The 24,878-nt window shown below is 45.3% G+C and carries 21 protein-coding genes; 10 read left to right on the forward strand and 11 right to left on the reverse strand.

The features are described 5' to 3' along the window. Window positions 1–106 precede the first annotated feature (106 nt). The 3 genes from ACM0P2_RS18185 to ACM0P2_RS18195 all read left to right on the forward strand — a co-directional run bounded on the left by ACM0P2_RS18185 (window position 107) and on the right by ACM0P2_RS18195 (window position 3,471). The gene (locus ACM0P2_RS18185; RefSeq protein WP_159120511.1) at window positions 107–1,171 is read left to right on the forward strand and encodes an agmatine deiminase family protein; all 1,065 of its coding nucleotides are present in this window, start codon (window positions 107–109) and stop codon (window positions 1,169–1,171) included. Beyond that, on the forward strand, window positions 1,158–2,051 hold the full coding sequence (locus tag ACM0P2_RS18190) for a carbon-nitrogen hydrolase (RefSeq protein ID WP_419226938.1): 894 nt from the start codon (window positions 1,158–1,160) through the stop codon (window positions 2,049–2,051). The genes ACM0P2_RS18185 and ACM0P2_RS18190 overlap by 14 nt, the downstream gene beginning before the upstream one ends. Before the next feature lie 217 nt (window positions 2,052–2,268). Then, window positions 2,269–3,471: an IS4 family transposase gene (locus tag ACM0P2_RS18195; protein ID WP_419226939.1), complete on the forward strand. Its 1,203-nt coding sequence runs from the start codon at window positions 2,269–2,271 to the stop codon at window positions 3,469–3,471. A gap of 41 nt (window positions 3,472–3,512) precedes the next feature. Here the strand turns inward: ACM0P2_RS18195 and pdeM are convergent, their stop codons facing one another. Together pdeM and ACM0P2_RS18205 are read right to left on the reverse strand one after the other, a co-directional pair. After that, window positions 3,513–4,217 carry a ligase-associated DNA damage response endonuclease PdeM gene (gene pdeM / locus ACM0P2_RS18200; protein ID WP_419226940.1) on the reverse strand — a complete coding sequence of 235 codons (705 nt, stop codon included), beginning with the start codon at window positions 4,215–4,217 and terminating at the stop codon, window positions 3,513–3,515. A gap of 188 nt (window positions 4,218–4,405) precedes the next feature. After that, window positions 4,406–6,904, reverse strand: a complete 2,499-nt coding sequence (locus ACM0P2_RS18205) for a ligase-associated DNA damage response DEXH box helicase (protein WP_419226941.1) — start codon at window positions 6,902–6,904, stop codon at window positions 4,406–4,408. A gap of 273 nt (window positions 6,905–7,177) precedes the next feature. Between ACM0P2_RS18205 and ACM0P2_RS18210 the strand changes: the two genes are divergently transcribed. Then, window positions 7,178–8,389: a DUF418 domain-containing protein gene (locus ACM0P2_RS18210; RefSeq protein WP_419226942.1), complete on the forward strand. Its 1,212-nt coding sequence runs from the start codon at window positions 7,178–7,180 to the stop codon at window positions 8,387–8,389. 90 nt (window positions 8,390–8,479) lie between these two features. Here ACM0P2_RS18210 and ACM0P2_RS18215 read toward each other — a convergent pair whose 3' ends face one another. Continuing rightward, window positions 8,480–9,295: a putative porin gene (locus ACM0P2_RS18215; protein ID WP_419226943.1), complete on the reverse strand. Its 816-nt coding sequence runs from the start codon at window positions 9,293–9,295 to the stop codon at window positions 8,480–8,482. Between the two features lie 243 nt (window positions 9,296–9,538). Here ACM0P2_RS18215 and ACM0P2_RS18220 point away from each other — a divergent pair, with 243 nt between their 5' ends. The 3 genes from ACM0P2_RS18220 (at window position 9,539) to yeiP (ending at window position 13,022) form a co-directional block, all read left to right on the forward strand. After that, window positions 9,539–10,555 carry a ligase-associated DNA damage response exonuclease gene (locus ACM0P2_RS18220; RefSeq protein ID WP_419226944.1) on the forward strand — a complete coding sequence of 339 codons (1,017 nt, stop codon included), beginning with the start codon at window positions 9,539–9,541 and terminating at the stop codon, window positions 10,553–10,555. Beyond that, window positions 10,555–12,285, forward strand: coding sequence for a cisplatin damage response ATP-dependent DNA ligase (locus ACM0P2_RS18225; protein ID WP_419226945.1), 1,731 nt, complete (start codon window positions 10,555–10,557; stop codon window positions 12,283–12,285). The genes ACM0P2_RS18220 and ACM0P2_RS18225 overlap by 1 nt, the downstream gene beginning before the upstream one ends. Before the next feature lie 161 nt (window positions 12,286–12,446). Further along, window positions 12,447–13,022 (forward strand): elongation factor P-like protein YeiP, encoded by a 576-nt coding sequence (gene yeiP / locus ACM0P2_RS18230; protein WP_105932661.1) that lies wholly within the window; start codon window positions 12,447–12,449, stop codon window positions 13,020–13,022. A 122-nt stretch (window positions 13,023–13,144) separates the two neighbouring features. Here yeiP and ACM0P2_RS18235 read toward each other — a convergent pair whose 3' ends face one another. Beyond that, window positions 13,145–14,113, reverse strand: a complete 969-nt coding sequence (locus tag ACM0P2_RS18235) for a carbohydrate kinase family protein (protein WP_159119729.1) — start codon at window positions 14,111–14,113, stop codon at window positions 13,145–13,147. 284 nt (window positions 14,114–14,397) lie between these two features. Between ACM0P2_RS18235 and ACM0P2_RS18240 the strand changes: the two genes are divergently transcribed. Both ACM0P2_RS18240 and ACM0P2_RS18245 read left to right on the forward strand, forming a co-directional pair. Further along, on the forward strand, window positions 14,398–15,570 hold the full coding sequence (locus ACM0P2_RS18240; protein ID WP_159119730.1) for an ROK family transcriptional regulator: 1,173 nt from the start codon (window positions 14,398–14,400) through the stop codon (window positions 15,568–15,570). A 76-nt stretch (window positions 15,571–15,646) separates the two neighbouring features. After that, window positions 15,647–16,513 (forward strand): homocysteine S-methyltransferase family protein, encoded by an 867-nt coding sequence (locus tag ACM0P2_RS18245; RefSeq protein WP_419227716.1) that lies wholly within the window; start codon window positions 15,647–15,649, stop codon window positions 16,511–16,513. Between the two features lie 55 nt (window positions 16,514–16,568). Here the strand turns inward: ACM0P2_RS18245 and ACM0P2_RS18250 are convergent, their stop codons facing one another. The 5 genes from ACM0P2_RS18250 to ubiG all read right to left on the reverse strand — a co-directional run bounded on the left by ACM0P2_RS18250 (window position 16,569) and on the right by ubiG (window position 21,048). Beyond that, a complete protein-coding gene (locus ACM0P2_RS18250; protein WP_419226946.1) occupies window positions 16,569–17,228 on the reverse strand; it encodes a glutathione S-transferase family protein in 660 nt (219 codons plus the stop codon). Further along, window positions 17,228–17,836 (reverse strand): glutathione S-transferase family protein, encoded by a 609-nt coding sequence (locus tag ACM0P2_RS18255; protein ID WP_159119732.1) that lies wholly within the window; start codon window positions 17,834–17,836, stop codon window positions 17,228–17,230. The genes ACM0P2_RS18250 and ACM0P2_RS18255 overlap by 1 nt, the downstream gene beginning before the upstream one ends. 207 nt (window positions 17,837–18,043) lie before the next feature. Then, on the reverse strand, window positions 18,044–19,027 hold the full coding sequence (locus tag ACM0P2_RS18260) for a lipase secretion chaperone (protein ID WP_159119733.1): 984 nt from the start codon (window positions 19,025–19,027) through the stop codon (window positions 18,044–18,046). Window positions 19,028–19,040: 13 nt separating this feature from the next. Continuing rightward, window positions 19,041–20,045: an esterase/lipase family protein gene (locus ACM0P2_RS18265; RefSeq protein ID WP_419226947.1), complete on the reverse strand. Its 1,005-nt coding sequence runs from the start codon at window positions 20,043–20,045 to the stop codon at window positions 19,041–19,043. 250 nt (window positions 20,046–20,295) lie between these two features. Beyond that, a complete protein-coding gene (gene ubiG / locus ACM0P2_RS18270; protein WP_419226948.1) occupies window positions 20,296–21,048 on the reverse strand; it encodes a bifunctional 2-polyprenyl-6-hydroxyphenol methylase/3-demethylubiquinol 3-O-methyltransferase UbiG in 753 nt (250 codons plus the stop codon). 167 nt (window positions 21,049–21,215) lie between these two features. Between ubiG and ACM0P2_RS18275 the strand changes: the two genes are divergently transcribed. Further along, complete coding sequence (locus ACM0P2_RS18275) at window positions 21,216–21,575, forward strand: DUF2237 family protein (RefSeq protein WP_419226949.1); 360 nt, start codon at window positions 21,216–21,218, stop codon at window positions 21,573–21,575. Window positions 21,576–21,750: 175 nt separating this feature from the next. Here ACM0P2_RS18275 and ACM0P2_RS18280 read toward each other — a convergent pair whose 3' ends face one another. Beyond that, window positions 21,751–23,181 carry an aldehyde dehydrogenase family protein gene (locus tag ACM0P2_RS18280; protein ID WP_159119736.1) on the reverse strand — a complete coding sequence of 477 codons (1,431 nt, stop codon included), beginning with the start codon at window positions 23,179–23,181 and terminating at the stop codon, window positions 21,751–21,753. A 31-nt stretch (window positions 23,182–23,212) separates the two neighbouring features. Beyond that, entirely contained in the window at window positions 23,213–24,853 is a 1,641-nt protein-coding gene (locus ACM0P2_RS18285; RefSeq protein ID WP_419226950.1) for an acetolactate synthase large subunit, read from the reverse strand. Window positions 24,854–24,878 lie beyond the last annotated feature (25 nt).

Genomic DNA, 24,878 nt, shown 5'->3' on the forward strand with positions numbered 1-24,878 from the left:
TAAAGTAATCGTCACAGCCATTTAATTTCATCGCCATTTGCCTTGGTCTACAGGTGGGGCATGGCTATAATCCGAACCCTATTTTTACGCTATTTGGAATTTTACTATGCACGGCAACCGTACTATGGCACCTGAATGGTATGACATCGATGCTGTCATGCTGGCATGGCCGCATGCACAAACCGACTGGGCTCCATGGCTAGAAGAAGCGAGAACGACCTACCTTAACGTGATCTCGGCAGTAAATCGCAATAATGCGAGTGTTATTTTATTGTGTGCCCCTGATGATGTTGACAACGTTTTATCTCGTCTGCCTGAAAGTGCACAAGTGCTTATTGTTCCAGCATCCTTTAACGACACGTGGATGCGCGACTACGGTTTCATCACCTGTAAAGATAGTGAAGGTAATGGCTCGCCGGTAGAGTTTCGCTTTAACGGTTGGGGTAATAAGTTTAATGCTGCTGAGGATAACCTTGCCAATCAGCGTTATCTTGCCGCCATGTGTAAATCTGCACTACGCAGCAGTCCTATTGTTGCAGAGGGCGGTGCGTTAGAGATTGATGAAAACGGGCATTTACTGAGTACCGCGCAGTGTTTGCTTAACCCGGAGCGCAACGGCGATATGTCCTTAAGTGCCTATGAAGATGCATTTAAAGACATGCTGGGCTGCAGCAAGGTGACTGTTTTGCAAAATGGTCATTTAGAAGGCGATGACACTGATGGTCACATCGACACCTTGGTGCGCTTCACCCCGAATAAAGGCTTAGTGATTCAAGCCTGTAACAACCGCCCTAACGATAGTCACTTTGAAGGGTTAAAAGCGTTGTGTGACGAGTGCGCCCTTGAACTGCCTGAGCATGAACAGTTTCATTTACCGCTGCCTAATATTGTAAATGATGAAGGGGATCGCTTGCCGGCATCGTACGCTAACTACTTGATTTGTAACAACGCTATTTTACTGCCTGTTTATGGTGAAGAAGAAGACGCAGAAGCCATTGAAACAGTAAAAAGAGCACATCCCAATCATATTGTTGAACCAATTGATTGCAGTGTACTCGTAAGACAATACGGCAGCTTGCATTGTATTTCCATGCAGGTACCCACAAATACGTTAAAAGATTCAATTATCACCACCTTAAAAAAAGGAGTGTCTATACATGCGCCCAGCTAAGCTAAAAGTGGGTCTGGTACAACAGGCCGTTGCTGATAACGACAAAGCAACGAACTGGAATAAAAGTGCTGAACAAATTGCTAAATTAGCGGCTGAAGGCTGCGAGTGTATTCTTCTTCAAGAACTGCACAGCACCCTGTATTTTTGCCAGCAAGAAGATACTGACGCCTTTGACTTGGCTGAGCCAATTCCAGGCCCAGCGACAGACTTTTTCGGTGAACTCGCTGAAAAGCACAATATCGTATTAGTAACGTCTCTATTTGAAAAGCGCGGCTCAGGTTTGTACCACAACACTGCCGTAGTATTTGACCGCAGTAAAGAAATTGCAGGCAAATACCGTAAAATGCATATTCCCGATGATCCAGGCTTTTATGAGAAGTTTTACTTCACACCGGGCGATATGGGCTTCACGCCTATTGAAACCAGCGTAGGTAAGCTTGGCGTATTGGTATGTTGGGATCAGTGGTATCCAGAGGCAGCACGCCTAATGGCAATGGCAGGCGCAGATTTGTTGTTCTATCCTACCGCGATTGGCTGGGATTTAACTGACACAGAAGAAGAGCGTGCGCGTCAGCACGGTGCATGGGAAACCATTCAGCGCTCTCATGCCGTGGCGAATTCTGTTCCAGTCATCGTGGCAAACCGCACCGGCTTTGAGGCTTCACCTGTTGAAGGTGACCCTGGTATTCAGTTCTGGGGGCAAAGCTTTGTAGCAGGCCCACAAGGTGAGATTTTAGCCAAAGCCGATGCTGAAGGAGAAACAACCCTAACAGTAGAGCTTGATATGGAACGCACCGAGCAAGTGAAGCGCATTTGGCCTTACTTCCGCGACCGCCGCATAGACGCCTACGACGAACTAACCAAACGCTGGCGCGACTAACCTAAATAAATGGAGTCAGAGTACATTTTTTCGAAGCAGCAATAACTGCGAAATGTACTCTGACCCCTTTTTTTAATTCTGCCGCGGTAGAAATGTACTCTGACCCTGAGGTATCCCCACAAATAATATAACGATATCAGTGAGATAAAAAAGATAGGAACATTCATGACGTTTGGTGATCAGATCAATCGCCAAAAATCACTGAGACCAAACTGCCATGAATGCCCTATCTATTGTGGACAATGTCGTATCGCTTGTCAGCTATAAAATGCATAAAGCGCGTCGGGATGTGCTAACGGCGTGCGTAAAAAGCCTTCTTCATGGAAGCGCAGCAACCGTAACCAGCATAGGTCGTGGGATTAACACTAAAGCTTATGAAAAACATCGGATTAAACGAGCTGACCGCTTGCTTTCAAACCCGCATTTATTCAGTGAAACACCGTTTATCTATGCATCTATATGCCAACTATTTTGCGGCAACACAACACGCCCTGTTATCTCAATCGACTGGTCAGATTTAGATGACCGTAAAGCGCATTTTCTTTTACGCGCGGCAATATCTTTAAAAGGTCGGCCCGTCACACTTTATCAAGAAGTGCATTGCAACAAGACCAAAGAGAAACCAGCCACCCACAAAGCATTCTTAAAGGCATTACACGCCATGTTACCTTCAAATTGCCGACCCATTATCGTTACCGATGCAGGGTATAAATCGCCTTGGTTCAGGGCAGTTAGGGCACTTGGATGGGACATTATTGGACGTATCCGTAAGCCACATCTTTATTCACTTGATAGAGGAGATACGTGGCAGTGTATTCGTCACCTTTATGCCCAAGCGACCAATCGACCGAAGCGCTTTGATAACAGCCAAATAGTAAGGAGCAACCCCTTTACCTGCACGCTAGTTCTGTTTAAACAGAAATCTAAAGGACGTCATGCTTCAAATCCAGATGGTACACGCAAAGCCTCAAAGCGCTCAAAAGTGCATGCACAAGGCGCAAAAGACCCGTGGCTATTAGCGACATCACTGGCGTCTCACCGAAGCTTATCAAAACAGGTCGTTGCTATTTATCGCCAACGTATGCAGATTGAAGAGGGCTTCAGAGACATGAAAAGCACGAAGTTCGGGCTTGGCTATGAACAGAATAAAAGCGTGAAAAAGCAGCGTCTAACAATACTGGTATTGCTGACTACGTTAGCGTCACTGGTGGCAATACTACTGGGTATGGTGGTCGTCTCTTCGAATAAACATCGGCGCTTCCAAGCAAATACCGACACCAGAAGCGTGCTGTCATTCCACTATCTCGGCCTGAGAGCTGTTGCTTGCCGAATACGATTCACTATGCGACAGTGGAAAGCTGCACTCAAATGGTACAGCTCCATAGTCGACCGGGCCTGGGCCGCAGGCACATGGAATTAAATTCGTGGGGATCCCTCAGACTCTGACCCTATTTGGGTGGCTCACACTTTAAAAATAATGTTGTCGTAAAGCATGAAAACCTGACGGGTCGGCTTGGGGAAAAGCGCTAGCATGACGTCTTCGTCTATGTCTAACCCGCCGGTGAACTGGCCGAAGGCTGGCATCACAAGTAAGTTTTCGTTGTTAGTAAAGCATTTACCAGAGTAACGACGGCGAGAAATAGTGGTGCGCTTCTTTGGGTGGTAGTGACCGATAATCTGAGCACGGGTTTCGCACATTTCTGGTTCATGCCTGAACACCATGTTATCTAGCACTATTTCAAAACATGGCGTACCCGGAATGCCGTCGGGTAAATCAGGATCGTGGTTACCTTCCACCCACATCCACTCATCGACTTTATCAACAAGCCTACATAAGTGCTGACGGTCTTCAACGGTCATGCGCAACATACTGTGCTTATCGTGAAAACTATCGCCTAAGCTGATTACGCGCTTAGGCTGGTAATCATCAATAATGCCTTCTAGGCGCTTTAGCGTGGCGGTGGAATCTAAACTGGGTAAGGGGTTCGCATAGCTGCGTAAATAGCTGCCTTTTTCTAAGTGAAGATCAGACACAATCAGCCAATCGCATGCGGGTAAATACGCCACACCGCGTGCGTCTAATAGCCACAAATAATCTGCGTATTTCGTAATTGTGATTTGGCGCTGACTGACTTTTTCAGTCAGCCACGCGTCGGTTATTGCCAAATTATCCTCTTTATTTTTCGTTTGTGAGTTTTTATTACCGGGGCAAAGCTGCGCGTTTATTTAGCGAAATGCTATTAAGCTTTCCTGTTCAACGGACTTACCGCAAATGTTTGTTAAGTAAAGCATCAGGCGTGAAATAAATCGTCGATATGGAAAAGCGAAGTTTGAATATTCTTTTTAGTTTCACCCTATTCAACGCTAACCCCTGAAAGTAACGCGCGAACTTCGTCTAACATGGTTTCGGCTTCGGCGTATAAATTAGCTTGCTCAATAATGGCTTGCGCACCAGCGCCTTTTACTTGTTCACTACGCACATCGAGTACTATAGGAATGGCCATGGGCGATGGTTTTTCAAGATTCACCAGTGTTGCTGAATCTACGTAGCGAATAAGTAAATTGGCCAGTCGTCGCAAGTCGAGTAACTCTCGCTCAGCATCAGCCCGGGCTACTTTGAGTAAAATATGATCGCGGTCGTGTTCACGCAATGTATCGTAAATAAGATCAGTTGAGAACGTAACCTGCTTCATGGTTTTTTGACTAGCGTGATAACGCTGTTCAGTCAGCCCGCTCACCACCGCCACTTGTCTAAACGAGCGCTTAAGCATAGGCGCCTGTAACATCCAATCTTCTAGCTCGTCCCCTAATATATCCGGCTGAAATAGCTGCTGAAGCTGACTTTGCGTGATGGCGTTTACCGATGCTACCGATAATCCATAGTCGGTCACGCTAAAGCTCAAAGGCTTGATACCCATTTTCTCCATTCGCCGAGTTAGCAACATACCTAGAGTTTGATTTGCCTTTCGTCCATCGAAGGTGTAGTACAAGGTATAGTGCGCTTGCCTAAATGGAAATTGCTCCACCAGAACCCGCTCAGGACTAGGTAACTCAGAAAAGGCCTGCTGAAGGTTAAGCCACTCTTGTACCTGCACAGGTAATGCTTTCCATGAGTTTTGATTGGCCAAGATAGCGCGAACACCTTCCGCTAAATAGGTAGACAGCGGCATTTGCCCACCTGCGTAGCTTGGAATTTTAGGCTCTTTGGCTTTTGCTGGTTTGGCGTGAAGCTGCATATCGCGAATAGCTTCAAAGCGCAGCACCTCTCCTCCAAAATAGAAGGTATCTCCCGGTGTTAATTGTTGAGCGAAATACTCTTCCACCTCTCCGATAATCTTGCCTTGATTTCCTCGACGGATTCGCTTTACTTTAAGCCGCCCCGCTTCAACGATTGTGCCGATATTTTGTCTGTGCCTTTGAATAACACGCCGATTAGCTGGCGAAAAAGTGCCATCATCGTTTCTTGTCAGGCGCTGGTAACGCTCATACGCGTTTAATGCGCTACCGCCGTCCTGGGTAAACTGCCACAGTTTATCGAAATCATCTCTATCTAGCCCTTGATAAGGCGTAGCAGTGAGAATCTCTTGATATAAAGTATCAGGGCTAGCAGCCTGGCTGCACAAACAGTTCAAGATAAACTGGGGAATAATATCTAACGCGCCTGGCTGTGGGCTTTCGCCGTCTAGCTCTCCTTTTTCAATAGCGGTGATCGCCGCCTGGCATTCCAGTGCCTCAAAACGATTTGCAGGTACAAGTAACGCTTCACTCGGCTCATCTAACCTGTGATTCGCTCGCCCTATCCTTTGCAGCAGCCTGCTTACGCCTTTAGGTGCGCCGACTTGAATGACTTTGTCTACGTCGCCCCAGTCAATACCGAGTTCAAGCGCCGACGTACATACAATAGCCCGCAGCATGCCGCTTGCCATCATGGCTTCGGTTTTCCGGCGCTGCTCTTTACTCAAACTACCGTGATACAGTGCAATGGGTAGCGCAGCCTTATTTGCCTCCCACAACATTTGAAACAACAACTCTGATTGAGCACGGGTGTTTACAAAAACCAGCGTAGTCTTAGCACTCTCAATCGCTTGATATATATCGTCGATAGCGTAGCGAGCCATAAAGCCACCAAAAGGCATGCGCGCTTTAGAGTGCAACATTTCAACTTTAGGCTTTTCACCCGCTTTCACTTTTATAATATTAGCTACACTGTCGCTGCCAGCCAGCCAAGCGCCCAACTTCTCGGGAAATGCTACAGTGGCAGACAGCCCAATGCGCTTACAGTTTGGAGAAAGCACGCTTAACCGTGCGAGAGCAAGTGATAAAAAATCGCCGCGTTTATTGGCCATTAAACTATGCGTTTCGTCGATGATGACACGCTTTAGCTTGCCAAAAAGCTTATCGGCATCGGCGTAGCTCAACATCAACATGAGCGATTCTGGTGTGGTAAGCAGTATGTTTGGAGGCTTTTTACGCTGGCGCTGGCGCTTGTGCGAGGGCGTATCGCCAGTGCGTGTCTCGGCCGTTATCGGCAGCGCCATTTCTTCAATGGGCTGCAACAAATTACGGTGGATATCTTGCGTGAGCGCTTTTAGCGGCGAGATGTAAAGGGTATGTAGACCATTAAACCCACTCTGCTTACCCTTGTTTTCAGCTGATGCATTACTCTCATTGAGTTCACTAAGTTCTACCAAACTTGGCAGAAAGCCTGACAACGTTTTACCCGCCCCTGTTGGTGCTATCAACAAAGTACAGTCATGTTTATCTTTTTCCACCAACATAGCCTGTTGATAATCGCGAAGTTGCCAGCCTTTTTGCTTAAACCACTTAGCGAAAGCGGAGGGAAGTAATGTCATTTACAGTATCTGTTATGCCTTTTCGGTTTTATACGCCAATTCCTTAGTTAAGTTTATATACGCCAACACCTTACTTTTTACCTTTGCAATAACCATGAAGGCTTAGCGCAATATAACTTTCTTGAAAAAATAGGTATCTCCTGTACTTTTTATTTGTTAGTGGATTTAAGTTATTAGTAATAGTTAATATTCGGATACACTTTAAGTATCGACACTTCGAAAACGAGTACTCTACACTCGTTAAACTACAAAATATGATTACAGGGAACGTAAATGCGAATTCAATCCATAGATGCCATTAGAGGTTTATCAATCCTTGGCATATTATTTTTAAACATTGCATATCATCAAAATTTTCACACCGGCTACGCGTTTTTTGAAGAATCACTTTTGTCAGATGAGATTATCTCGACACTTAGCGCGCTTTTCTTAGATGGTAGATTTCGCACCTTATTCTGCCTACTGTTTGGAGCAAGTTTAGCGATTCAATTTGATGCTTGCCAAAAGCGTGAGCACAACTTTTTAGACTTTTCTAAATCTCGGCTTAAATGGCTATTTTTATTTGGGTTAATACATGGCGTGTTTATATTTGGCGGCGACATACTGCTTTATTACAGTCTTTGCGCCTACTTTGTACTAAAACACTTAACGTTAGACCAAGAAGAGCTTCGCGCGAAAAGCGTTAAATATTTAGTCTTGGGGAGCATCATTATGCTTGTTTTTGGCATAGTACTTACGCTTGGATACGACTACGGTGGCGCCCCTCCACTTAGGTCTAGCGAAGCTTACGCCGAAGAGGTTACAAAATGGCAAAGTAGTTATTTATTCCAAATTGGAGTTCAAGCTTCTTTTGTTCTTGCTACCGTTATTGCAGCGCCTTTTACCATGCTTTGGCAGTCGATGGGGCTTATGATGTTTGGTGCCTACCTTTACAGAAGCGATTTCTTTAACCTTGGCTTTTCTTCTACTGTATTCAAAAAAGTGGCTATAGTTGCCGTAGCCACCTCTGTTATTACCGTTATTCCTCAGCTAATGTTTGAGCAAGTAACCTCAGATGTTATTCCCATGTTTACAAGCATCCCCGCTATTTTCTGTGCTTTTGCCTACGCTCATCTGTTAATCAAAATGAAAAATACAACGACGTGGTGGTATCAGTCACTTATTAACTGCGGCAAGGTGGCGTTTACTCTCTACCTAACACAATCTATTGTTTTGGCTATGTTGTTTCGTGTGATTATGCCCGACTACTATCCCGAGTTTGCCTATACCGTAACGCTGCTCGATTTGATGTTAATTACTCTTGGGCTCACAGCAATTCAAATGCTGCTGGCGAATTTTATTACTAATCATTTTGATCAAGGCCCATTTGAAGCGGCATGGCGAAGACTGTATCTTCGCAGCTTTCATAAGAAGCAACAGAGTAAGCAACATGATGGTTTGGTTGCAGAGCAAGAATTGGCGACAGAGGCAAACAAAACCTTATAGCTAACATCCGTACTAAAAGAAGTTATATAAATCCGATTCAGCCAAAAGGACCAGGTCAAGCCTGGTCCTAAAGCATATTGGCGCAACTATCTAGAACCTGAAAGTACCTAGCAAAGTAGCCGAGCCTAGTTGGCTTTCGTCAGTATCATAGCCCAACCCAAATTCGATAGATGAATGCGGGTTGAACCAGTAGTGGGTGCCTAATTCAATAACGTTGTCAGAGCCTATTACTTCATTGCTTTCGTGAATATAGGTCACTCCCACGCTCCAATCAGGACGGAAGTAATAATCTGTATCTAGCTCAACGGAGAACTCACCATCAAACTGTGTTGCTTTCAATTTGGTATCCCACCCTGGAGAAAACTTACCAGAACGTTGCCCAAAGCTCGTATATCTTGCAAATGCACTGTAGCTGAATTCTGAATCAGAACGCTTTTCGCTAACGCCAGGATTGATGGGACTGAAAAGCTCTTCATTAAGGTGAAAATACTCAACACCAATGCCGTATTCCCAATTTTGATTCGCGAAGGTAGACACTTCTAGAGCATAGCGATTTAACGTTTCGTCAAAGAACCTACTGTCGTTGGTTATACGTCCATAGCGACCTCGAATAACTAACCCGTCTGAGTAAAACCACTCACCTCGTACATTTACGCTGTCGATATTATCAATACCAAAATAATCAACGGAAACATTGTTCGTTCTTTGAAGATAAGGGCTAATCGACCAGGGTTGCTGGTCAATGTTCACTGATTCGAAATAGTAGCGGTAGCTTGCTCCAATAAAATTGTCGTCGGCATCACGTACATCAGAAAACCCTAACGCAACTTCATGCTGAATATCTGTTGATTGGGCAAAAACAGGGAGGGTTGAAATAGCAAGTAAACAAGCGCTTAAACGTAACATTAGGCAATATCCTTATTTATTATGAGCATCCAAAAAAAGCTTTTTTAGTAGGGCGTTGAGGTTAAATTAAAAGGTCGTGTAGTGCAATGCCCGAAAGCACATCGACATATTTTGTGACAATTAATAAAGCCAGTAAGTTCAGCACGCTTATTGAATTATTGGCCTTACACACTTCAAGTGGTCGTTTTAAGGGACTGATTACGTAGTAACAAGCATTCTCTAATTTGGCAGGAATGATAAGTAGTGCATCCATCAACGTGGCTAAAAACTGATGATACCGGCTTGTATTGCGAACCAGGTGAGTTTTACATTGACCCCATGAATGAGGTAGCAGCCGCGCTTGTCACACACGGGCATGCAGACCATGCACGGGCAGGCCATAACAGCGTGTATGCCAGCCCAGAAACACTGGCAATAATGAAAACTCGCTACGGTGAAGAGATGGCGATTCATCAGCATGCTGTAACGTTAGGAAAAACCATTGAATTTAATGACGTGAAAGTCACGTTTTATCCTGCAGGCCACATTCTTGGGTCTACACAGATCCTAATTGAATATGCGGGCTACCGTGTTGTGGTGTCTGGCGATTACAAGCGTCGACACGACCCAACGTGCCCGCCATTTAAAGTTGTCCCTTGCGATATATTGATTACCGAAGCTACCTTTGGGCTCCCTGTTTTTAAACACCCGCCCATTGAACAGGAAATTGAAAAGCTGCTTCATTCGTTACGGGTTTTTCCCGAGCGATGTCATCTGGTAGGCGCTTACGCGTTAGGTAAATGCCAACGGGTGATACTAGCACTGCGCGAAGCGGGTTACGCCAAGCCAATTTTCTTACACGGTGCACAGCTAAAACTGTGCGATTTATACAAGCAATTAGGAATAGATTTGGGTGAGTTAATTCCAGTATCTGAGGTTACGGATAAAAAAACCTTGGCCGGTGAGATAGTCATTGCGCCGCCTTCGGCACTTGCCGACAGATGGTCACGAAGCTTACCTAACGTGCGTCCGGTTGTGGCATCTGGTTGGATGCAAATTCGTGCTCGTGCCAAGCAAAAAAATGCCGAGCTGCCACTTATTATTTCTGATCATTGCGACTGGCCCGAATTGCTAAAAACCATTGAAGAAGTAAACCCCAAAGAAGTGTGGGTAACCCACGGCAGAGAAGATGCCTTGATGTATCAGGCTGAGAAGATGGGGTTCAAAGCAAGGGCGCTTTCCCTTGTGGGTTACGATGAAGAAGAGCAAGGAGGCGATTAGTGGAAGCATTCAGTCATTTACTTGAGCAGCTGTATTTCACGTCTGGAAACAAAGCCAAAGCGCAGCTTATAGCGGACTACATTGCCAATACGCCAGCCCCCGACCGTGGATGGGCCATTGCCGCTATGGCAGGCACATTGAGATTCGATTTTTTTAAGCGCAATACAGTCAAAAAGCTCATCACTGAACACAGCGACCCCGCCTTATTTGCTATGAGCTACGATTATGTCGGCGAAGTCAGTGAGACAGTGGCGCATTTGTGGCCATACAGTAAGCCTACGGATTCCCTTCCTAGTCTCACCGAGGTCGTTGAAACCTTCGCGTCGGTAAGTAAGCAAAAAGTATCTGACACACTTGCCAACTACCTAACAGTGATGACACCTGCCCAACGCTGGGCGTTACTAAAGCTGGGCACAAGAGGCTTGCGTATAGGCGTGTCAGCTCGCTCTATAAAGCAAATACTGGCCGATTATGGCGACAAAGATATCAAAGAAATAGAAACACTTTGGCATGCGGTTCACCCTCCTTACGTTGATATGCTTCGTTGGCTAGAAGGAAAAGCTGAAAAACCAGATATCGAAAATGCGGTAACCTTTCACCCTGTCATGCTCTCTCACCCCATTGAAGATAGCGATATTGAGGCATTTACTGAGAACACATGGCAAATTGAAAACAAGTACGACGGCATTCGTGTACAGCTCGTTGTTAAGTCAAGTAAAGCTTTTAATGATAGGTCTTTTGACAGTGATAAAACCAATGAGGATGAGCCCGAAAAAGCACTCTTTTCCCGCACTGGCGATGACATCAGCCACTCATTTCCCGACTTACTTGAGTCTGTTAGCGGTAACATGGTGTTAGATGGAGAACTGCTGGTTATCCACAACGTGGAACATGACAATAACTTATCTGAAGGCTCAACCGCTCAAGGTATAACTACTGGAAATACAACGAGTGATAAAAGCGAATTACAGGCTTCGTCCATCGTACAGCCGGATGTGGACACCTTTAATGCCCTTCAACAGCGCCTAAATAAAAAGAAACCAAGTAAGGCGCTACAATCGTCTGCACCGGTTGGGCTTATTGTTTACGATGCGTTAGTGCTAGATGGGAAAGACCTGACAGAACAAACGCTGAAAACTCGGCGCCTAGCATTGGAAAGATGGTTCAGCAAAACAGATAACAAACGCCTGTTTTTATCGCAAACCCTCACCGCTTCGAGCCCTGAAAGCCTTCGCCAACTGCACACAGACGTTTGCCAAAACCGGGCGGTCGAGGGGCTAATGATAAAGCGCCTCGATAGTAAGTACATTCCCGGCAGGCCGAAGGGTAAATGGTTTAAATGGAAGCGCGATCCACTGGTTGTTGATGCTGTCATGATGTACGCCCAGCGCGGGCACGGCAAGCGTTCCAGTTTTTACTCCGATTTCACTTTTGGTACGTGGGAAAACAATCAACTGCTCCCCATTGGTAAAGCATACTCAGGCTTCACCGATGAAGAGCTAAAGAAGCTGGATAACTGGGTAAGACGAAACGCAGTGGGCCGATTTGGCCCCGTGCGGGAAGTAAAAAAAGAACTCGTATTAGAAGTGGCATTCGACGCTGTACACCCTTCATCAAGGCACAAATCAGGGGTTGCACTTCGTTTTCCACGCATACATAGAATTCGTTGGGACAAACCTGCCAACGAAGCTGATACCTTGGCTAACGTAAAAGCGTTAATAGAGAGTTAATACCAGTCCGCATAGATAATTCCCCACTCAGCGAGACTTATCTATACGGATTGGTATAAGCCCGCAAAAACACTTTCTTCGTCATGCAAAATCGCAGAGAATGGCAAGAGACAAATGATTGGGTTTACAGCCTGAATAAAATAAAACAATAGGAAGTCGCCATGCCTAAGGCTAGTGAAATTAAAAAGAATAACACCGTGGTATTTGACGGAAAAACGTGCATTGTTCGTGATATCGAACGATCTGTTCCCCAAGGCCGTGCTGGTGGCAGTATTTATCGCATGCGTATGTATGACGTGGTAACGGGTGCTAAATACGACGAAACATTTAAAGACTCAGACACATTGGATATGGCAGACCTCACCCGCCGCCCGGCAATGTTTTCTTATATCGACGGTGACGAGTATGTGTTTATGGATAAGGAAGACTACACCCCTTATCACTTGAACAAAGAAAGTATTGAAAACGAAGCCTTGTTCATTAACGAGGAAACTGACGGCATTCAGGTTGTTATCGTTAGCGAAGTGCCGGTTGCCTTGGACTTACCAATGAGTGTTGAGCTTGAAGTGGTTGAGACAGACCCTTCAATTAAAGGCGCATCGGCAACATCACGTACTAAACCAGCCACCCTTTCTACTGGCCTGGTAGTGCAGGTACCTGAGTATATCAGCACGGGTGAGTGGATTAAGGTCAACACTGAAGAGCGCAAGTTTCAAAGCAGAGCAGATAAGCACTAGGCTCAATTAATGCAGTTAGCTCAATAGCCTGGCACTTTTAATATCGCTGTTGCTAGTACTTAGAAATAAAAGAGGGTTCAGTTTGACGTGAACCCTCTTTTTTTAACAGTCTGACAAATAACTTATTTAGCTATATTAGCCTGTGTAGGCAAAGCACTAAATGCGCCGTACTGAGTAACCGTGTAAGCACCGCAGCGAATAGCAAATTCAGTGGCTTCACTTACGTTTTCAAAGTTTTCTGCCCATGCATCAAATTCATCGGCATTTTTTACTTTAGTAGAAAGGAAATACAGGAAACCACCAATAAACGAGTCACCCGCTGCTGTGGTGTCTTTAACATCCATTTTTGGTGATGCTAGCGTGCCGCTAAACGACTTAGTGATATAGTGAATTGGCTCGCCGCCATCAGTGACCAGCACCACTTTAACGCCGCTATCTAACCACTGCTGCACTTTTGTATCGGCATTTTCTTCGCCATAAAGCTCCGCGAGCTCTTCACGGCTTGCTTTTAGTATAGACACTTTCTTCGCCGCTTCGTCTATACGCGTTGGCGCGTTGGCGGTGTCATCCCAAAACGCTGGGCGATAATTGATATCCAAGCACACCATCATGCCGTTTTCCTTCGCCTTGTTTAGAATAAACTCAGTGCCAGGAATAAGCTCAGGGCCTGAAATCGAACCCGAACAGAAGTGAAGTACAGTATTTTTATCGCAATCGATTGTCGATAAATCTTGCTCTGAAATGTGCTTGTGTGCTGCATTATCGACGTAAAAGTCGAACGAGCGCTCGCCGTTTTCATCTAAATTAACAAATGCTAACGCGGTATTACCTTCTTGTGTTGTCCACACGAAATCTGTATTAACGTTGTAGTGCTCAAGCATTTCTTTAAGGAATGCGCCAAAAGTATCGTCGCCAACTTTTGATACCATTGCACTCTTACCACCGAGCTGAGCAACGGCAACAGCAACGTTTGCAGGTGCACCACCTGCATAAGGTTGAAAAGGTTTCATAGCTGGTATATTGCCATCTTTGGGCGCCGCACCTTGGCTTAACATATCAATAAGCACTTCACCTAAACATAAAATTTTCATACCAGCCTCGCTCAACAAAGTTCAAAATAGACGTTTAAATTTATGCCAAAAACACAAAGTTAACGAATCGTTAAATAATTGGGGCATAGTATTGTCGAAAGAAACAATTAAATCAACCCAATTGATTTAAAATCATCCTAAAGAATTGTAGGATAAGCTTGCGTAATTTTAGACCAGTCTAAAATAGACACCCAGAAGCACGCGCTACGTTAATTCTTAAATTTGATACACGGCTAGCTTGTTATTAAACTCTAGTCTCTTTTAATGGACAGATTGTAATTACATTGAATATTGAAACGGCTTTTCACCTGCCATCCCAAAGGATGCCTTTACTACTTGATGCGCGCTCAACTAATGAACGGGAAATCCTTACGCTCATTCGTCAGCGTATTGCATTACCCAAGGCTGAAATCGCTCAATTAACCGGTTTGTCCGCGCAATCCGCTACGGTAATCATTAAAAAGCTAGAAGCCGATGGTTTAGTAAAACGCTTAAAGCCTATTAAAGGTGGTGTAGGTCAGCCAAAGGTTCCTTTTGGCATTAACGCTAATGGTGCATTTGGCGTCGGCCTCAAAGTGGGACGTCGTAGCTTCGACATGACACTGCTTGACTTAAAAGGCAATGTAAAAGCAACACTTCACGAGAAGTCTGACTATCCAACGGTTAGCAATTTACTTAATTTCGCAAAGCGTGCCTTCAACGTGCTCATTAAGAATCTTGATACCGACCAACAACGCCTTGTTAGGGGTCTAGGCGTAGCCATGCCCTTCGAGATTTGGAGTTGGGCAGAGGAGGCTGGAGCTCCGAAAAATGAATTGGAAGAGTGGAGAGAATTCGATCCTCAAAGCGCCCTTGAAAGCCTCCTCAACTTACCGGTATTTATTAAAAATGACGCTGGAGCGGCGTGCAGCGCCGAAATGTCTTTCGGAAATCCTAAACGCTACGAAAGCTTCTTATATATTTTCGTCGGCACCTTTTTAGGTGGTGGTCTTGTCTTGAATAACCAGCTGATAAACGGAAAAACGGGCAATGCAGGCGCTATTGGCTCTTTACCATTTTTTAGCGGCACGTCGCAGCGCCAGTTGATTACTCAATCTTCGCTCTATTTGTTAGAACGGGCACTCGTAGACGCTGGGCAAAACGGCAAACATATTTATGAATCGCCTTCACACTGGTCATGCGACGAGGGCGTCATTGACTATTGGCTTTCAGAAACCGCCAAGGGATTAGCATTTGCAGCTCAATGCGCAATGAGCCTTTTGGATGTAGAGGGTGTAATCATAGATGGTGCTATCCCTAATGACGTTAAGGAATCGCTGGTTGAAAAAACCAAAGGGGCGATGGAGCACCTTGATATGCGGGGGCTTTCAAAGATACAAGTGAGTCCTGGCCTTGTAGGCGCAAAAGCGCAATCTATAGGCAGTGCAAACTTAGCGCTCCAAGCAAACTATTACTAATCATCTAAGAGTTCAAGACAGCGTTGGGGGCGGTATACCAGTGAGAGAAAAGCACATTACAATTCTAGATGGCGGCATGGGGCGCGAGTTAAAAAGAATAGGTGCGCCTTTTAGACAACCCGAATGGTCTGCTTTAGCGCTGATGCAAACGCCAGAATTAGTCCGAGAGGTTCATGCTCATTTTCTTGAAGCAGGTGCCAGCGTCATTACAACCAATGCATATGCACTAGTGCCCTTTCATATTGGCGAGAAAACATTTAACGAGCAAGCATTTAAACTAGCCGAGACCGCTGCCAGACTAGCAAGAGAAGCCGTCACCGCTCAGCAGGCAAAGCAAGCCAGCAAATTAACCGTGGCGGGGTGCATTCCACCGGCGTTTGGCTCTTATCGTCCAGATTTGTTTGATGCCAGTCGACTAAGTGAAATACTTTCACCACTTATCGATGCCCAAGCTCCCTATATCGATATTTGGTTAATTGAAACGGCCAGCTCCGTGGAGGAAGCAGAGGCAGTGGTATCACTTATCAAAACCCTTTCTTCCCGTCCTATTTGGCTGTCGTTTTCATTGCAAAATCGCGCTTCACCAGATGAGCCGTTAACTCTACGCTCTGGCGAGCCCCTTTCAGATATCGCTTACCTATTATCTCATGTCGACAGCGTGCTTTTTAACTGCTCACAGCCCGAGGAAATGGAAAGCGCAATCACTATTACACGCCAGATGAACGCTACCATTACCACTGGCGCTTACGCCAATAGCTTTTCAGAAAGAAAGCGTAGCCATGAAGCAAATGCGCTTCTCTCTGAACTGCGTGATGACGTCACACCCGAACGCTACTTAGATTATGTTCAAACGTGGATAGCGGCAGGCGCGGATATCGTGGGAGGATGTTGCGGTATTGGACCCGAGCATATAAAAACCATAAGCGCGTTCGTAGGAAAATAAACGCGCTTAAACCGCAGTATGATTAGTCTCTTCAAATAAGCAGGAGCGAGAGAGCCTACCTAGTCACGACGTTTTTAGCCCCTCTAAGCAGCGCCTCTTTATCTATCTTATTAGGCACTTCTACGCCACGTCGCGCTGCTGGCCTTGCTTCAATGCTGTTCTTCCAGCGAATGAGATTATCCAAGCCTTCAATGCTAACACCTGACCATTCGTAAGTACGCACCCAGCACCAGTTAGCCATGTCAGCAATACTGTAGTTGTCTACTAAGTATTCACGATCCTCTAGCCTGCCATCGAGCACGGTGAACAGACGTCGAACTTCGTTTTGGTATCGCTCGATAGCAACAGGGATTTTTTCTTCTAAGTACCGATGAAATACGTTCGCCTGCCCCATCATAGGGCCAATTCCACCCATCTGAAACATTAGCCACTGGATAACCTGGCTTTTACCCTTAGCATCACTCGGCAAGAACATTCCGGTCTTTTCAGCGAGATAAATCATAATGGCGCCAGACTCGAAAACAACGTGGCCATCGGCTTTTCTATCTACGATAACGGGTATACGTCCATTCGGGTTCATGGCTAAAAACTCAGGGGTTTTCTGCTCGCCTTTCATTAAATTAACCGTATGAGCGGTGTATTCAAGACCCATCTCTTCTAAAGCCACCGACGCTTTCCAGCCATTAGGCGTTGCCGCAGTATATAAATCTATCATTAGGCTTTTGCACTCGCTCTGCTGCTCACCGCGTCGTACCAGCGGGCTAAATTAACATGCTCTTCACTCATACGTATTTTTACAACTCGGGCAAAATCCATAGCACATAACGCCGTTATATCGGCAATAGAAAAAGCATCTCCCGCTATGTATTCTTTTACAGCAAGTCGGCGCTCTAAAATATTGAGATATTTAGACGCATTTATACCCGCCTCTTTGCCATACTCTGGTACCGGCGTCATGCGGTCTTTAAAATAACCCGTAGTATGTTGGAAGCACATACCAATTTGCATCATAAACGCAAGCTCTACCTGCCGCTGCCACATTGATATCGTGGCTTTTTCAATTGGCGTTGTTCCCATTAACGGCGGCTCTGGCTGAAGCGCTTCAAAATAAGTACAAATGGCATCGGTTTCAGCAATACACGTGCCGTCATCGAGCTCTAAAATAGGAATTTTACCCAGCGGGTTTTTAGCCCGCATTTCTGCACTTAAATTTTCCCCTTTCTGAATGTCGACTTGAACATAGTCAACATCAATGCCTTTTTCGGCTAAGAACATACGTACTCGGCGTGGGTTAGGAGCGGTCTTCGTTTCATAGATTTTCATAGTGATATGACTAGCCTCGCGAAATAACAATGGAAATTTCGGTAGAAATAACGTTGAAATTAACGGTGTAAGTTAATAAACAAAATCTAGATTAGTAAGAGTATTGCACGCTTTCAAATCACTTCGTATAGCGGTGACACTATTCAGCGTTTTTATGGTCTTACCATACCATTGCTCGCTCACTGTGCTTTGTATCTGCTTGCCTTGTCATCGCGCTGTAAGCACCTTAAGACGTTTAATCTCGTTCGCAGTGAAGTGCTGCCTTTGGTATTCCGTAAGCGACTCACTCATCGTCTCAGGTGAAAGCCCTTGCTCCATCAACCCATCCCTAAAACGTGTGTATGCTTCTACTTTTGCCTGCCAATGAGCTCGCTCTTCCCACGTTTTCGCAAAGCGCTGGGCGACCTGTGTTCCAAATTCAGCAGCCACAGCATTGAAGCGATCATTTACATTACTATACGTGTTTTTAATTTCATTGATGCGGTGCATATTCAATGTAGGTTGAAAGGCGTTGCGCTCAGCGGGATTTCCCGCCTTCAGGGCGTCTACTATAAGCGCTTTTCTCTCTTCTTTTGAAAGCGTGTCTTCCTGAGCAATGCTCAATCTTGCCAATGCCGCTTCGTCGACTTGTGCCTCTTGACTGAATAAGTAGTGATATTCGTTGTCGGTAAAATACCTACGCCGTATGTTTTCTCGCTCATCTAACTTAAAGGTTACATCTCGTAAATTGTGCGCGGACAGGTCTATCTCTAATTCCACAGACGATAGCGCCACCTTATAATCAACGTAGCGAGAAAATAAATCTGCTGCTGTATGGGCAGACTCTTCTGTGTATTTCGATATAGTATGGTTCGAATAGTCAAGTTTAACCACATGGGGGAGTTCGGAGGTTCGCTCGAATATAAAGCGGTCGAAGATGTCTTTTGTTGTGTAATCTAAGATGAAGACTTCAAGGCTAGTATCAGTTGAATCAGTCTTATATTCAGAAATATAGTTTGTCGCGTGAACGCCTGAATCGTCTTGTTGGCTCGCCCTTTCTTTGTCGAACTCGTCTTCACCTTTAAGGTTATCTTTTGCATTCGGCAAAGTCGCGCCCGTTTCTGACACGATAAAGTCTGAGTTGATATAGTAGAGAACGCCAACGATAAGGAGAGCACTCAGCCCTCCTGCGGTGATAAAACGCCAATTCAAGGTATATACCTCATTAAAGGCCTAGGCCTTTGAGACGGTTTGCTTGGCGAACAAAAACATCAACGGGGTTGGTTTCAAACCAATGTGTGATGCCGAAGCTCTGATTGACCTCATCAAGATGATTCATCTTGTAGTTATCTTTGAGCACTTTACCTAAATGTGAACTGCAGGTTGAGACCAATCCATCGTTTGGCTCTTTAAACGCAGTGCCAGTTATCGCCAAAAATGGATCTACAACATCTAACGCATTAGTGTAAGTTTTTCCGCCGCTCCACGAGAAATAATAAACACCGTTTTCAGCGAGCATTTTGCCATCGTTACGACAATATGCCGTTGGCATCCCTTCTGGGTATTGCTGATTAAAGGCCACTGAACCAGCAGTTGAGAGTGAATTAAGGGCGGCAATTGAATCGGTAGGCTTGTCTCTTGGGTCTGAGCCCGAAGCAATTTCGATAATATTGGCAAATGCATCAACGACAAGCCCAGTAGCACCTTCACCAACAGAGCCCGCTGAAAAGGCATCTCGCAATTGGTCGGCTACTTTACTTCCCCAGTTCACACCTGCTACCGAACTTACCGAAGCGACTTTTTCAGGCGCGACACTGGCAGCGTAACGCGCTGTTGGACCCCCATGGCTGTGACCAATTAGATTTACTTTGTCAGCACCAGACAATGCTAAAACTTCATCGATGTATTCTAACAGCTGTTCGCCGCGCACTTCCGTAGAATTAGCTGGTGAGACTTCGGCAATATAAACCACAGCGCCGTTTCGGCTGAGTTTATGCGGAACCTTGTAGAAATAATCGACAAATAAAATATCTTCAAACCCAAATAATCCGTGAACAAGTACAATTGGGTGTTTAGTTTTTGCGTATGTGCTTGAATGCGCTTGTCCAGAAAAGCCTACAAACAAGCAGAGCAACGTCAATATAGCCGCGAAGGTGCTTTTTCTCGTTTGATTTAGTCGCGTGTGGTTGGTTCGTGTTTGGGTTATTCGTGTGTATTTGCTTCGTGTCATAGTGTGTGCCCCATAATTTTGGTAAATACCTGGTCTGTGGTCAGACCTTTGTTATGATTATGTAAACACAATGTAAAGATCAAGCTTTACTAACAAGTTTTAATAAAGCGCTCCCGCAAATACACGTCATTTCTAGCCATGCCGTCTAGACAATAGTTTGCGAATTCAGTTAGCTAGCGCTAGCTATTGGGTATGCCTCATAATACCATTTCCATCTTTCATACAGAGCATAAGCATAATTTATAGCCAGCTATTCATCTCTGGAATAGGTTTGAATAAAGTTTACGGCAAGACTTGGTGTCGTTAACCACTCACCTTTTAACGGGTTTAATTTCATTCCTACTTGATATTTTAAGGAAAATGCATCCCCGACCCACTGTTGTAACTCGCTAGGTTTCACGAATTTTCTCCAATCGTGAGTACCAATGGGCAAATAGCGCATAACATATTCAGCGCCAACAATTGCAATGATATAGCTTTTAAACGTTCTGTTTAATGTGGCTAAAATAAGAAGTCCGCCTGGTTTCACTAAACTCGCACATTCCTTTATCAGTTGCTGTTGATCTGGTACATGCTCGACCACTTCAGCATTAATTACGACATCATATTGAAGTCCTTCGCCCACAACTTCACTGGAGAGCATATGTCTATAATTAACATCCACACCGCTTTTTTCGGCATGCCGCTTGGCAACTTCTACGCTGACCGCGCTGGCGTCTATGCCTGTTACATGAGCGCCCAATTTTGCTAAGGGCTCACTGATAAGGCCACCACCACTGCCAATATCAATCATTGACAGAGTTGAATAGTCTGGGGGTAATTTACCCTTTCCGAAATGATTTTCTATCTGCGCTTTAATGACATCTAATCTCGCCCTATTAAAATCTAAAGCGGTTTTATATTTCCCTTTCGGATCCCACCATGATTCGGCGAGCGCATCAAAGCGCGCGATTTCATCCTCAGAGAAATTACTTCCACCTGTTTTTTTGCTTTTATCGAGCACGATTTTTTACCTTTAAACGTAATTACACTATGGCTTCACACTTGACCCTCAATACTTAGGGCCATAAGGTGAGCAGAATAGGGTTATAGATTTGACGCGATTTACATTCTTATGTTTTGACAAAGCGACATCAATATAAAGATACGTTGTAAAAGAGGGTTCTGATTTTGGCGAACGCAAAAAATGTTTATGGTCGTCCACTGCAGCTGTGTTGCGGGAATGCGGGTTTTACTAGAGAAGGGTTTTGTTATGTCCCAGATGCAGATGTGGGCAACCACAGCGTTTGCGCCATAGTAACCGATGAATTTCTTCAGTTTTCATTACGACAAGGAAACGATCTTATTACTCCTTGGCCTAGCATGACATTTCCCGGTCTACTTGCCGGAGACAGGTGGTGTTTGTGCGCGGCTCGCTGGTTACAAGCTCATGAAGCCGGAGTGGCACCTAAAGTTCGTCTTGAAGCGACGCATGAAAAGGCGCTGGATATTATCCCGCTGTCACTATTGGAAGAATATGCAGCCGACTAGGCGTTTATCTGCACCTTTGGGGAAAGGGCAATGAGCTAAACGGTATAATTTACAATCTACATCGTTGTAGTCAGTGAATTGAAGTAATGAAAAGGGCATGTCGGATAACATGCCCTTTTTTACTGCGTTAGCAGTGTAACGTCAGTTAAGTTTACTTAGTTAAAAACTCACCTAATTATTGTGGTGTTCGAATTACCATAAGTCGAGTTTCAGACATATCTTCAATGGCGTAGCGAATTCCTTCGCGCCCAAGACCTGAGTCTTTCACACCGCCATACGGCATATTGTCTACGCGCCAGCTTGGCACATCGCCAATGACGACGCCACCAACCTCTAGCACGTCCCATGCTTTGTGTGCTTTATAAATATCGCGAGTAAACACACCGGCTTGGAGCCCATAACGACTGTTATTCACTTCGTTAAGTGCTTCGTCGTAGTCATCGAACGGCACTAAGATGGATAGCGGACCAAACGCTTCTTCAGCACTGGCATCGCAATCTTTCGGTACATTTTCCATGACCGTAGCTTGAAGCATGGCACCGTCTCGAGTACCACCACACAGGATAGTTGCCCCTTTGTCTTTCGCCTCTTCAATCCAGCCATGGAGGCGTTCAGCCTCCCCTTCTGAAATCATTGGGCCGATAAACGTATCTTCATCAGATGGATCGCCAGATACTAGCGCTTTCACTCTTTCTACATAGCGAGATTTAAATTCATCATATATTTTGCTGTGCACTAACAGACGCTGAACACTGATACAGCTTTGTCCAGATTGATAATAAGCGCCCACAATGACGCGGTCGATGGCGTCTTCAATATCGGCATCTTCGTCAACCACGCACGCTGCGTTACCGCCAAGTTCCAACACTACAGGCTTCTTTCCAGCTTTTGCTTTAAGCGCCCAGCCCACATCGGGTGAACCAGTAAAGCTAAGCAGCTTTAGTCGCTCGTCTGTAGTGAACAAATCAGCGCCATCACGACTACACGGCAGAATTGAGAATGCGCCTTTTGGTAAGTCTGTTTCCGCTAGTACTTCACCAATAATAAGTGCGCCAATAGGAGTGCGCGACGCTGGCTTAAGAACAAAGGTGCAGCCCGCAGCGATAGCTGGCGCTACTTTGTGGGCTGCTAGGTTAAGCGGGAAATTAAACGGCGATATAAACGAACATGGGCCAATAGGTACTTTTTTGGTCATACCCTGATAGCCCTTTGCGCGGGCTGATATTTCTAAATTGACCGTCTCGCCATTGATGCGCACTGACTCTTCAGCGGCAATTTTAAACGTGTCGATAAGGCGACTTACTTCGCCTTTCGCATCTTTGATTGGCTTTCCTGCCTCAATGCACAATGCTTGCGCCAGTTCGTCTGCGCGCTCAGTAAAGCGCTTCACGCAGTGCTCTAATACGGCTTGTCTCTCATAAGGTGCCATCGCCGCCATTGCAGGCTGGGCTTTTTCAGCAGCAGCAATAGCTTTGTCAATAACACCCGCATCTGCTAACGCAACCTTGGTCGCTACCTCTTGGGTGTATTTGTTAGTTACATCCAGGTCGGTATTAGCATAATGTGGTTCACTCGCTAGATAATAGGGGTAGCTTTCCTTTAACATCGTTGACTCCTTAACGTTATGTTGCGTTGGCTTAAAGCTTAGCACTTAGCTCTTTAATCGTATGATTTAGTGTTTTGTCATTCATGCTGTAATCAACGGGACAATCGATAATGTGCACACCATTTGTGTTCAAACACTTATCCACCATGTGAATGAGTACGTCGGTATCATCTACCCGCCAGCCCTGCGCGCCATAACTTTGCGCATATTTGACAAAATTAGGGTTGCCGTAGTCTAAACCAAACTCATCAAACTGCATGTTTGCCTGTTTCCACTTGATCATACCGTACGCATCGTCACGCAATATGATCACAACAAGATCTAGCTTGAGCCTCACTGCGGTCTCAATCTCTTGGCTATTCATCATAAAGCCACCGTCACCGCAGACACTTAAAACAGGGGCATCTGGATTGACGAGTTTAGCGGCAATGGCGGAAGGCAAACCAGCACCCATTGATGCGAGTGCATTATCTAAAAGCAGTGTATTTGGGTGATAAGCGGGATAGTTTCTGGCAAACCAAATTTTGTAGATGCCGTTATCTAACGTAACAATGCCGTTGTCTGGCATTACCTTACGTATATCTCGCACTAAACGCTCGGGTAAGATAGGGAATCGGTTGTCATCTTCCGCTTCGGCGCGATGTTCGACATAGGCTTGATGCACGTCTTTATAGAAATCGAGTTTCCAACTATCTTGCGGGGTAATTCCTTCTTTTATTTGCCAAATGCTATTAGCAATGTCACCAACCACTTCAAGTTGAGGAAAGTAAACCGGGTCTACGGCTGCCGAATCAAAATTAACATGAATTACTTTTTTGTCGTTGTGGTGCATGAAAAACGGTGGTTTTTCTACTACATCATGGCCCACATTAATAATGAGGTCTGCACGTTCTATCGCTCTGTGAACAAAGTCTCCGTCAGACAGCGCCGTATTCCCAACAAATCGAGAATCGCTCTCGTTAAGCACGCCCTTACCCATTTGCGTAGTGACAAAGGGAATACAGGTTTTATCGACGAACTCTCTTAACATTTTGGCTGTTAGCTTACGGTTTGCACCTGCGCCGATAAGTAGTAAAGGGGATTGTGCGTTTTCTATCATGCTAATAGCTGAAGAAATTGCTTTATATTCAGCAATAGGACGACGAGCTACGCTAGGCTTTAACAGCGGTGCGCTCGTTTGCTCTGCCGCTATATCCTCAGGAAGCTCTATGTGAACTGCACCCGGACGCTCTTCAGAGGCGAGTCGAAATGCCTCCCTTACTGTAGAAGGGATCCTGTCACCACTTACAACTTGGTTGGTAAACTTGGTAATCGGTCGCATCATGTCGACAATATCAATCACTTGAAAACGACCTTGCTTACTGGTTTTAATGGGCTTTTGTCCAGTAATCATAAGCATAGGCATAGCACCTAACTGAGCATAAGCCGCTGGAGTCACTAAATTGGTAGCACCCGGCCCGAGGGTTGATAAACATACTCCGACTTTTCCTGTAAGTCGTCCATAGGTAGCAGCCATAAAGCCTGCTCCTTGCTCATGACGAGTTAGCACCAACTTAATCGAAGACTCACGCAACGACTCTAATAAGTCGAGGTTTTCTTCACCGGGAATACCAAAAACGTATTCCACACCTTCGGCTTCTAACGCTTTCACAAATAAATCGGACGCTTTCATGTGCTGCACGCTCCTTGTAGAAGGG

It is taken from the genome of Alteromonas sp. OM2203, from assembly GCF_048517045.1.
GTDB lineage: Bacteria > Pseudomonadota > Gammaproteobacteria > Enterobacterales > Alteromonadaceae > Alteromonas > Alteromonas gracilis.

Coding starts and splice junctions, on each gene's coding strand:
- ACM0P2_RS18185 (WP_159120511.1), top strand. CDS start 107: ATGCACGGCAACCGTACTATGGCACCTGAATGGTATGACATCGATGCT.
- ACM0P2_RS18215 (WP_419226943.1), bottom strand. CDS start 9,295: ATGTTACGTTTAAGCGCTTGTTTACTTGCTATTTCAACCCTCCCTGTT.
- ACM0P2_RS18255 (WP_159119732.1), bottom strand. CDS start 17,836: ATGAAAATCTATGAAACGAAGACCGCTCCTAACCCACGCCGAGTACGT.
- ACM0P2_RS18190 (WP_419226938.1), top strand. CDS start 1,158: ATGCGCCCAGCTAAGCTAAAAGTGGGTCTGGTACAACAGGCCGTTGCT.
- ACM0P2_RS18205 (WP_419226941.1), bottom strand. CDS start 6,904: ATGACATTACTTCCCTCCGCTTTCGCTAAGTGGTTTAAGCAAAAAGGC.
- ACM0P2_RS18265 (WP_419226947.1), bottom strand. CDS start 20,045: ATGACACGAAGCAAATACACACGAATAACCCAAACACGAACCAACCAC.
- ACM0P2_RS18250 (WP_419226946.1), bottom strand. CDS start 17,228: ATGATAGATTTATATACTGCGGCAACGCCTAATGGCTGGAAAGCGTCG.
- ACM0P2_RS18285 (WP_419226950.1), bottom strand. CDS start 24,853: ATGAAAGCGTCCGATTTATTTGTGAAAGCGTTAGAAGCCGAAGGTGTG.
- ACM0P2_RS18280 (WP_159119736.1), bottom strand. CDS start 23,181: ATGTTAAAGGAAAGCTACCCCTATTATCTAGCGAGTGAACCACATTAT.
- ACM0P2_RS18245 (WP_419227716.1), top strand. CDS start 15,647: ATGGGGCGCGAGTTAAAAAGAATAGGTGCGCCTTTTAGACAACCCGAA.
- ACM0P2_RS18210 (WP_419226942.1), top strand. CDS start 7,178: ATGCGAATTCAATCCATAGATGCCATTAGAGGTTTATCAATCCTTGGC.
- yeiP (WP_105932661.1), top strand. CDS start 12,447: ATGCCTAAGGCTAGTGAAATTAAAAAGAATAACACCGTGGTATTTGAC.
- ACM0P2_RS18235 (WP_159119729.1), bottom strand. CDS start 14,113: ATGAAAATTTTATGTTTAGGTGAAGTGCTTATTGATATGTTAAGCCAA.
- ACM0P2_RS18195 (WP_419226939.1), top strand. CDS start 2,269: ATGAATGCCCTATCTATTGTGGACAATGTCGTATCGCTTGTCAGCTAT.